Origin of the sequence: uncultured Sphingomonas sp., from assembly GCF_964237335.1 — a bacterium.
GTDB lineage: Bacteria > Pseudomonadota > Alphaproteobacteria > Sphingomonadales > Sphingomonadaceae > Sphingomonas.
Map to the genome: position 1 here is coordinate 1 of NZ_CAXSHM010000072.1, position 6,958 is coordinate 6,958.

Genomic DNA, 6,958 nt, shown 5'->3' on the forward strand with positions numbered 1-6,958 from the left:
CATAACCCCTCTGAATCAGCGATCGCGCTCATCCGCAAGGGGGTGAGTAATTACCATCTCAGCGGGGTCAGGAGCGCACTCGAGCGACTTGAGAAGGGCGGCGGCGGCAAGATCGTCCTGACGATTTGACCTGTCGCGCATTTGGTGTCGGTTCAGCTTTGCTGGAAGCTGAAGCGGCAGCCACAGGTATTGGCGGCGATCTCATAGGCCGCCGCCCGAAGACCGCTCGAGCTGAACGAACGGCAAATTGTGGGATCCTAAAAACCAACTCCCAGTGACTGCATCTGGGTCGAGCGAGACATCCGGGTTCGACGTTATTCTCGTGAGGCGCACCTCGAGGGGCTAGGCGAGCTGCTCCACGATCTCACGCTCCGACATGATCCGGATCGCGCTGCCTGTTCGCTGTAGCTCCTCGGCTTTCCGGAACTGCGCGTCGTACCGCACATAGCCGAACGGTTCGTCGCCGATCACCGCCAGGATTGTGGTCGTATTGCCGACGCCAGCGACGACGCGCCCGCCACTGCCCGCGATCTGGCGGGCGAGAAGCCCGTTCCGGGGCTGGCCGACGATCGCGACCCGATGTCCCTTGAACGGACCATCCGGTGCAGGGCAGGGTGCTGGAGCGGCGCGCTGCCTGGCTGGTGGCGCCAGCCATCCCGCGAGGGATATGCCGGTCTGGTCGATCGCCTTGACGATGATCATACCGGCGGCGCGAACGTCGCTCAGCGCGTCGTGGTGCCGGAGCGGGATGCCGAGGTGCTTCGAGACCACGTTCAGTTTGTGGCTGGGAAGCTCCGGCCAGGCCCGCTTGGCGACGCGAACGCTGTCGAGCCAAGTCGTCTCGACCATCCTGCGATCGTGCACGCGGCATGCCGCCGCCAGCGCGCCCTTGTCGAAATATGAATGCGCGACCGTGGTTCGCCCGGCAAGGTGGACGTCGACGACGTGGTGCACGTCGCCAAAGCACGGCTTGCCCGCGACATGGTCCGCGGCGATGCCATGGATGCGGGTATTGAAGCTGCTGAAGTGATCGCGCGGGTCGAGCAGGGTCTCGTACTCGAGCACGACTACGCCGCTGCGAAAGCCGACAATGCCGATCTGGCATATGCTGCTGACGCGCGAGCAGGCGGTCTCGACGTCGATGACGACGAAGTCGAGGCCATCAGCTGGGGCGCGACCTGGCCCAGGCAGGGCAGCTTGGACAGGAACGTCAGCGGTGGCGTCGCGGAACATAGGAGGTTCATACACTATGGCAGACGAGGTCCAACGCTAGGATTTTCGGTTCTGACGGCAGCGGGCGACGGGCCATTCTCCAGGGTTGCCACTGCCGGGTCGACGGCCGGCGATTTGATGAGAACATCGTCCGGATCGCTGCGCGGGCCGAGATCGCTCGGCGGCTCAGGCAGCGGCTCGGTCGCCGACTTCGGTACGGCCGGTGCAAGTGGTGCTGGTGCTTTGCCCGGTGCCGCCCGTCCGTCGAGCGCGCCGGCCAGCAGCTCGTCCATTCGGTAAGGGTCGCCGACATCGACGAGGCGCCCCGCCTCGTCCGGTACCAGCGTCAGGTACGCGATGTTCGCCTGCCAGCCGTGCGCCGGCGCGAAGCCGCGCGTCTGCGTGCCGGCCAGCGCGTCGCCAAACCGATCGGGTCGGGCGACGAGCGACGCCGCAAGCGCTGCGATATTCTGCACGCGGACGCAGCCGTGGCTGAACGCCCGCTCGCTCGCGCCGAACAGCGACCTGCTCGGCGTATCGTGAAAATAAATCGCCAGCGGATTAGGGAACACGATCTTGACCCGGCCGAGCGCGTTGCCAGGCCCCGGCTTCTGGCGCACCCGCACCGTCCCGTCCGGGCGCGTGGTGAAGATGTACTTGCTGGAGGCGCCGGGTCGCAGGTGTGACCGGCGAACGATGCTCTGGGGCACAATCCAGTCGGGATTGGCGATCACCTGCCTGACGGGCACGGACAGCGCCGGCGTCGGCATGTCGATCGCACCGATCACCGCCCGATAGCTGGCGATGGTGTGACCACGCTGCACGACGTCAAGCCGATAGGTGGGAAGATTCACGTAAAGCTGGTCGGCGCTGCTGAAGTCGCGGGGCAGCCAGCGCCAGCGCTCCATGTTCGCGCGGATGCGATCGCGACGGTCCCGATCGTCAGGCGCGGTCGACGCGAGCGCGTCGCGCAGCGCGCGATAGGCCGGGGCGGTCGGCAACAGCCCGTTCAGCCACTCGTTCAGCTTGCCCTGTGTTCGGGCCGCGATGATCCCGCGCTCCAGCTCGGCCGTGCCCGGGCCGCCGTAGTCGATGTACCAGTTAAAGCGGTGCCGGTTGCGCACGCGGCCGGCGGCGAAATCATGCGCCAGCGCCAGCGCGGCCGTGTTGGCGAGCGCGTCGATGCTCGCATGATGGCGCTGCCCGGCGGCCGCTCGAAGCGCCTCGACCCGGTAGTCCGACGCGCGCAGGCCCTCTGCATCCGCCTGCTCGACGGCACCTAGCAGATCCTCCACCTGCGATGCGGTCCATGCTGGCGGCGGAACGGGTCGCGGCGGCGACGGAGCAATCGGTGATGGGACGTCAGGACGGCTTGACCCAGTTGCAGGCTGATTGTGCAGGAACAGCCATCCGCCGCCGAGCAGGAGCGCTGGCACCACGGCGAGGAGCAGCAACCTGGTCGGCTGTCCGGTCATCTTGCCCATCGCGGAAGAAGGTTCATGCGCTCGCGTCTGGACCGGGTAGTTCCGAGGAACAAGCGCCAGCTCGCCGCCCTGCAAGCTATCATCGCAGTTGTCCACGAGTGCCTACGCACCGCCCTACTCAGAGGACGAACCCGCCTTCGTCGCTCTCGGAAACGGCGGCCTCAGGAAGCCTGGTGCGGGAGCGAGGCGACCCAGCGCTCCAGGGCCGACGTGTCGCTCATCGCGCCGCCGAAGCGGTAGCGCGGCGCCTGCGGCACGTTGGAACCGCGGGGCCGCCCGCGCCACACCTTCATCGGCACGCCGACCATCGCCAGCCCGCTAGGGAGGGGGCCGCCGCCAACCTCCAGATAGTCGGTATCGGCGCTGGTCTCGCGCCCGACGACGATGCCGCCCAGCGCCTTCCACAGGTCAACCGCGTCGAGGCACGCCGACGCGCAGCTCCAGTCGGTCAGGACGTAGACAGGCGCTGTCGTCCTGCCCGACGTCGGACGGGACGTCTCCTTCACCTCCGCGGGATCATCCGGCTCGCGCCACAACGGCTGGCCGGCATCGCGCGCGGCCGTCAGTCCCGCGAGCGAAGATCGCGCCCAGCGTAGCGCGTCGGGCGACGTGTTCGGCGACTTCTCCCACTCCGCCTTGTACTTCGCGATCGTCGCAATGTTGTCGTCGGACGCGCGCCACTCGACATAGGGTTTGCCGAGATCGGCGGCCTTGACCGCTGACTCGCCCCAGAGCGCCCTGGCCATGTCGGCCGACCAGTCCGACGAGCCGCCGGTGTTGCCGCGCAGGTCGAAGACGACCCGTGGCGCGCCGAGCAGCGCCGTGCGGTCCCGGCGCATGGCCGCGATCATCGGGTTGAGCGCCTTGGCGGTATCGCCTTCGGGATCCCCGTCGAAACTCGGCAGCGCGAACCACCGCGTGCCGTCGGGGAGCGTGCGGGCGCCGGGGTCCAGATGGGCCGACGGGGCGGTCTCGTCGACGCGGCGCAACCGTTCAGCCTCGTCGAGCGGCCGCCATTGCAGCACCACCTCGACCGGCTTGTCCTCGACGGCGAAGCGGCACCGCACGGGCCGGTTGATGAACGGGTTGCCCGTGTCGACGAACAACAGCCCCGCCCGGCGTATCCGCTGGGAGGCGAGCGTCCAGCGGCCATAGAACGCGCCGACGTCAGTCGCCAGCAGCCGGTCGGCCTCCACACCGTCGCATGACACGAGCCCTGCACCGAGCGGCACCGGCGCGTCGGGCGCGCGCGTCATCACCACTTGCCGGCCCGTGGCATCGATCCCGGTCAGGAAACCCGGCCAAAGCGCGGGCGGCGCGGGCAGATCCTTCATCGCCGCGAACTGGACGTGGCCATCGTCAAAGCTCGCGACATAGCCGCGCATCGCCCAGAGGTAGCCGGAAAAGTCGCGCACCTGCGCCGCACGGGCGAGCACGGCCGCGAAAGCCCGGTCGTTGCGCTGCGTGAAGCCAGGGTCGAGCCGGTTGTAGGGCCCGGGATGGTCCGCCGCGATCCGGTCGTGGAACGCCTGCGCGTCGCCCCTGAGCGTCGCCGTCCAGTCGCGCGGCGCCGCAGTCGCCGCCGGCGTGTCCTGCGCGGCGCTGGGAAGCGCCCAAGCCAGCGCCATCGCCAGCGCCATCGCGGCTCCTGCAACCAGTTCTCGCATGCTCTGCTCCGCTGCCAATCGCGATCCGTGCAACACCTAAGCCGGATGGCGAGATGCCGTCCATCGCGGACCTCGGCCGATCACCGCTATTCCGGGTCACCGTCGTTGCGTAAAGCCTGTGGCACTTCGGCCTGAACGGATGGCAGAAGCTGCGAAGCCGAGAATGAACGCGAACGTCTGATTCTGGGTCGACCCGGCCGGTTCAACTTCCCGCTAGCGGCTTCGGTGCGCCGGGCAGCGTGGCGAGCCAGTCGATGACGATCGTCTCCAAAGCGATCCGCCTGTCGGAATAGCTGTGGTCGGTGGCCAGATGCGCCCGTCGCGGTGACCCGCCCGATGCCGTCACGGCGGCGGCGAAGCCGTCGTCGACCGGCTGGAGGCCATCGTCGGAGCTGACCACCAGGATCGGTTTCATCGCCGCTCCGGCGGCGTAGGTGTTCAGCGTGAACGGCTTGGGATCGGCCTTCACCTCATCGTACAGCGCCTCCGGAGACGTTCCGGCCAGGGTGTGCATCGTGCCCGCGCCATATTCGTCGCCCAGCGCCTTGATCATCTTTGCCCGAGGTCCCGTGAACAGGTTCATGCCCGCCGCCGAGATCAGTCCCGCGCCGATGATCGCTCGGTCGTGTCCGGCCTCATAGGCGGTGGCCATGCCGCCCATGCTGTGGCCGATGACCACGATATGGCCGGGATCGACGCCGGCCGCCCGTCCGTCCGAGCTGCGAAGCCAGGCCAGCGCGGCGTCGGCGTCCTCAAGAACGTGATGGAAGCTGAAGCTGCCCGGCGTGCCCCAGGAGCCGCGATAGTGAAGCGTCAGGACATTCCATCCCGCCCGACGCATCGCCTGGGCGAGATCCAGGTTCTGCTCGTTGCCGGGAAAGCCGTGCAGCAGCAGCACCGTCGGATGCGGAGCCGCGCCGGCGGCAACGTAGAGCACCGTGTTCAGCGCCGTTCCGCCGCTTGGAATGGGCACTGCCGTCATCGCCGCCCGGTGAGCAGGGTCGCTCGGCATGTCCTGCGTCACGGCGGGAGGCGCAGCGCTCTGAAGGACGGCGATGGCGGCAAGAAGCAAGCTGATCATGCGTGGGCATCCGGAAAGGCCGTCAGTTCCTCATACAGTCTCGGACGGCACCAGTCACTCGGCGTCGTGGCCAAGAAGGCTTTCAGTCACCATGGGAGCTGAATAGCGTCCACCGATGCGGCGCGAAGCCCCGCGTGAGTTACGAAAGTGCTTGCTCGACTGGTCCTGCGCCGGTTTGGTCACCGCTCGAAGGTGAGTTGACGGCGCGTTCCACCTCCGCGCGATGCTCGCTGCCCCATACGCATAGCGGCATCAGCGCCGCGGCAAGCGTGAGCCCGAACGGCGTCATCGTATAGTCCACCATCGGCGGCACCCGCTGGTGGTCGCGCCGGGTGAGCACGCCCGCCGCGACCAGCTCGCGCAACTGCTGGATCAGCACCTTCTCGCTGATCCCCATCACCCGACGCTTCAGCTCGCCGAACCGGCGAGGCCCGCCCTGGAGGTGGTAGAGGATCAACGGCTTCCACTTGCCGCCCATCACGGCAAGCGCGACGTCGAGGCCGCAGACGGGTTCGGGGGTATTCATCGTATCGATCTTACACTTACCTCCAGGTAGGTTCTAGTCTGATCGGCAGCGCTGGCCCATGTCCCCCTCGAACAACGGATGGAGACGAACATGGGCAGGCTCGACGGCAAGGTGGCAGTGGTCACGGGCGCCAATAGCGGCATCGGCCTAGCGTGCGCGAAGCGCTTCGCCCAGGAAGGCGCGCGCCTGTTCATGACCGGGCGCCGGCAGGCGGAGCTCGACGCAGCGGTGGCCGAGGTGGGCGGCGATGCGCGCGGTGTTCGGGGCGATGTCGCCGACCTCGCGGACCTCGATCGGCTCTACGAGATCGTGCGGGACGACGCTGGCCGCATCGACGTGCTGCTCGCCAATGCGGGAGGCGGCGACTTCGCCGCCCTCGCGGACATCACGGAGGCGCACTACGATCGTATCTTCGACACCAACGTGAAAGGCACGCTGTTCACCGTCCAGAAGGCGCTGCCGCTGCTCGTCGACGGCGCATCGGTGATCCTGACCGGCTCGACCATGGGCATCACGGGTGCGCCGGCGTTCAGCGTCTACGGCGCCAGCAAGGCCGCCGTCCGCAACTTCGCCCGCGGCTGGATTCTCGATCTCGCGCCCCGGCACATTCGCGTCAACGTGCTCGCGCCCGGCGCCACGTCGACGCCTGGGCTGCACGGCCTGGCGGCGAATGAGGAGCAGGACCGGCAGTTCGTGGCGGCGATGGAAGCCGCGACCCCGCTCGGCCGCATGGGACGGCCGGACGAGATCGCCGCCGCCGCGTTGTTCCTCGCGTCGGACGAAAGCAGCTTCGTCAACGGCAGCGAGCTGTTCGCGGACGTAATTACCCACCCCCTTGCGGCTGGGCGAGATCGCTGATTCAACGGGGTCATGGGTCGTCCCGATCTCGAGCGCCTGAGCCGCGAGGAGCTGATCGAGCTGGTTCTGCGTCTGCAGCGGCCGGCCAAGACGTCGCGGACATCGTCGAAGCCGCCATCGACCGACCGCA

The 6,958-nt window shown here is 68.0% G+C and carries 6 protein-coding genes; 1 reads left to right on the forward strand and 5 read right to left on the reverse strand.

Features of this window, described 5'->3' with window-relative positions; all coding sequences use genetic code 11:
* Nucleotides 1-342: 342 nt before the first annotated feature.
* From ACFE65_RS17195 to ACFE65_RS17215, 5 genes are all read right to left on the reverse strand, one after another.
* Nucleotides 343-1,233, reverse strand: a complete 891-nt coding sequence (locus ACFE65_RS17195; RefSeq protein ID WP_375383582.1) for an exonuclease domain-containing protein — start codon at nucleotides 1,231-1,233, stop codon at nucleotides 343-345.
* Nucleotides 1,234-1,247: 14 nt separating this feature from the next.
* Nucleotides 1,248-2,696 carry a L,D-transpeptidase family protein gene (locus ACFE65_RS17200; protein ID WP_375383583.1) on the reverse strand — a complete coding sequence of 483 codons (1,449 nt, stop codon included), beginning with the start codon at nucleotides 2,694-2,696 and terminating at the stop codon, nucleotides 1,248-1,250.
* Between the two features lie 161 nt (nucleotides 2,697-2,857).
* The gene (locus ACFE65_RS17205; protein WP_375383584.1) at nucleotides 2,858-4,363 is read right to left on the reverse strand and encodes a S41 family peptidase; all 1,506 of its coding nucleotides are present in this window, start codon (nucleotides 4,361-4,363) and stop codon (nucleotides 2,858-2,860) included.
* A 202-nt stretch (nucleotides 4,364-4,565) separates the two neighbouring features.
* Nucleotides 4,566-5,444, reverse strand: a complete 879-nt coding sequence (locus ACFE65_RS17210) for an alpha/beta hydrolase family protein (protein ID WP_375383585.1) — start codon at nucleotides 5,442-5,444, stop codon at nucleotides 4,566-4,568.
* Nucleotides 5,445-5,583: 139 nt separating this feature from the next.
* The gene (locus ACFE65_RS17215; RefSeq protein WP_375383586.1) at nucleotides 5,584-5,970 is read right to left on the reverse strand and encodes a winged helix-turn-helix transcriptional regulator; all 387 of its coding nucleotides are present in this window, start codon (nucleotides 5,968-5,970) and stop codon (nucleotides 5,584-5,586) included.
* Between the two features lie 90 nt (nucleotides 5,971-6,060).
* On the opposite strand from ACFE65_RS17215, the gene ACFE65_RS17220 reads away from it, so the two are divergent.
* Entirely contained in the window at nucleotides 6,061-6,828 is a 768-nt protein-coding gene (locus ACFE65_RS17220; RefSeq protein ID WP_375383587.1) for an SDR family NAD(P)-dependent oxidoreductase, read from the forward strand.
* The last annotated feature ends 130 nt before the right edge of the window (nucleotides 6,829-6,958 follow it).

Excerpts from the sequence above, each read along its gene's own strand:
- ACFE65_RS17195 (WP_375383582.1), bottom strand. The coding sequence starts at position 1,233 with ATGTTCCGCGACGCCACCGCTGACGTTCCTGTCCAAGCTGCCCTGCCT.
- ACFE65_RS17200 (WP_375383583.1), bottom strand. The coding sequence starts at position 2,696 with ATGGGCAAGATGACCGGACAGCCGACCAGGTTGCTGCTCCTCGCCGTG.
- ACFE65_RS17205 (WP_375383584.1), bottom strand. The coding sequence starts at position 4,363 with ATGCGAGAACTGGTTGCAGGAGCCGCGATGGCGCTGGCGATGGCGCTG.
- ACFE65_RS17210 (WP_375383585.1), bottom strand. The coding sequence starts at position 5,444 with ATGATCAGCTTGCTTCTTGCCGCCATCGCCGTCCTTCAGAGCGCTGCG.
- ACFE65_RS17215 (WP_375383586.1), bottom strand. The coding sequence starts at position 5,970 with ATGAATACCCCCGAACCCGTCTGCGGCCTCGACGTCGCGCTTGCCGTG.
- ACFE65_RS17220 (WP_375383587.1), top strand. The coding sequence starts at position 6,061 with ATGGGCAGGCTCGACGGCAAGGTGGCAGTGGTCACGGGCGCCAATAGC.